The sequence below is a fragment of the Pseudoalteromonas sp. TAB23 genome (assembly GCF_000498075.1).
GTDB lineage: Bacteria > Pseudomonadota > Gammaproteobacteria > Enterobacterales > Alteromonadaceae > Pseudoalteromonas > Pseudoalteromonas arctica.
The window spans coordinates 27,311-29,076 of record NZ_AUTP01000350.1 but is presented as its reverse complement, the minus strand read 5'-3'; the positions used below and the strand labels follow the sequence as shown (position 1 = coordinate 29,076).

1 protein-coding gene and 1 pseudogene (1 of these 2 cut by a window edge) are annotated in these 1,766 nt (G+C 37.4%); both read right to left on the bottom strand.

All coding sequences use genetic code 11. The features are described from left to right. Positions 1-503 precede the first annotated feature (503 nt). Entirely contained in the window at positions 504-1,112 is a 609-nt protein-coding gene (locus L654_RS0123560) for a PqiC family protein (protein ID WP_007582431.1), read from the bottom strand. Beyond that, positions 1,112-1,766: pseudogene (gene pqiB, locus L654_RS0123555) on the bottom strand (intermembrane transport protein PqiB); it runs 962 nt beyond the window's last position. Before pqiB ends, L654_RS0123560 begins: the two are co-directional and overlap by 1 nt.

Here is a 1,766-nt window from a genome sequence, read left to right as displayed (position 1 = left end):
CCACCACTAACGGTGGTAGTAAACTCAACGCAGAAGGTTCAAGCATTTAAGTATTCACAAAATTAAAAGCATGCATAAAAATTAAATTAATTTTCAAGCCGCTTATACAAAAACAAAGAAGATGATAAGTTTGTTGTTAAATCATTTTCCAAGTCACTGCTTTTGTACGCGTGGGAGGGACACATAAACAGTTATGTTAAATAGCTGTTTAAATGAAACGCGTTGGCTTTGGCGCCAGACGGTGCAAGGAGTGCAAACCGCTATTGTTGTGCCTGTAAAAACATCGGCGCAAAAATAATCCGCTTTTTAATTTCAGTCAACAAAAATTTACATGTTTGATAAAATTTTATTAGAGGCGGTTTAATAGAGTGCTTTGTAGCGTTAATTCCTTGATGTAAAGAGATGCCATTCATCAACTTAAAAAATTATTGAAGAAGCAGCAAAAAGTAAGATTCGACGGTAATTGATGATAAAACCGCCGTAATTATATTTTCACTTAATGATTAAAGTCTTGCTTGTTCTATTTGTTTTGCAACATTTAGGTTTATATTTAGCCATGTTGCTTCAAGCGTTGAAACTAAACCGTCGTATCCATCATCATCGATAGGCACTAGGTTTGAAAAATTATGAATACTTATAAGACGTCGGCCTGTTTCAGGGTGTGTGTAATATAAACGCCAAAGCCCTGAAATATCAGCGTTACCTTCCATATCGCCATTAAAGTGGTGAATTTCGTATTCCAGTTCATAAAACGTTTGTTGATCGAGTTCGGTAATGACCGGTAAGCCCTTTATTACCATCCAATTTGGCATAGCATTAAAAAGAGTTTGCTGGGCTGTTGCAGTGAGCATTACATCCGGCGATTCGCCCCACAGGTTGTAATTTGCGGCATGAATTTGGTTGCTATCTATTTTCATAGCAATACCTAAATTATTTAAAGCACCTCTAAGTACAACTGTTTGTATTCTTAATTGTGCGTCTGTGTCTGTCACATTTCGAGACGAGGCACCAATAGGCTGCTCAAACTGATAATATTGTGTTGCAGTTTGTATTGATGAACTACAACCTGCCAATAGTAATAATAAACTTGCAGTTAAAAATAACGATTTCATTATTGCTTCCTTGGTTTTGGATCTGCTGGTAATGATTTATCAAAAATTAGCATATTAGGTTGCTCGTTTAATCCGCGAGTTAGAGGCTGTAGGCCCTCGCTTAAACGTTTAAACTCTTTTAATGTTTGCTGTATTTGATGATGAAGTTCAGAACCTGCTTGGTAACTGGCCATGGTTTTATCAAATTGGCGCATAGTTACTTCAAACTGCTCCATACTTTTTGTCATCTTTTCGAAATTACGATTAAAGTCGCCTGGTAAGTTTTGTGTATCTTTTTGGCTTAGTAGCTCTCGCATTTCATTAGCAAGCGCTCGGTAATCGGTAAATGTGGCTTGCATTTGTTCTAAGCTATCTTCAACTTTTAAGTTATTTACTTTATTAAGTACGTCAGAGACTTGGTCTGCTAATACGGTTATGCCGCTAGAAATACTCGGAAAAACATCATACTGCACAAGTTTACCTAGGTGTGCTTGCGGTGCATCTGGGTATATATCAAAATCAACGTATACTGCACCCGTTAATAAATTACCAGGCTTTAACGAGGCGCGCATACCACTTTCAATCCAGCCTTTTAAACTACCTTGCCAATACTCTTTAGCTGAGGCACTGTCGTGATACAAGCGTCCGTATTCTACTTTTATAAGTACTGGAACC

Coding starts and splice junctions, on each gene's coding strand:
- L654_RS0123560 (WP_007582431.1), bottom strand. CDS start 1,112: ATGAAATCGTTATTTTTAACTGCAAGTTTATTATTACTATTGGCAGGT.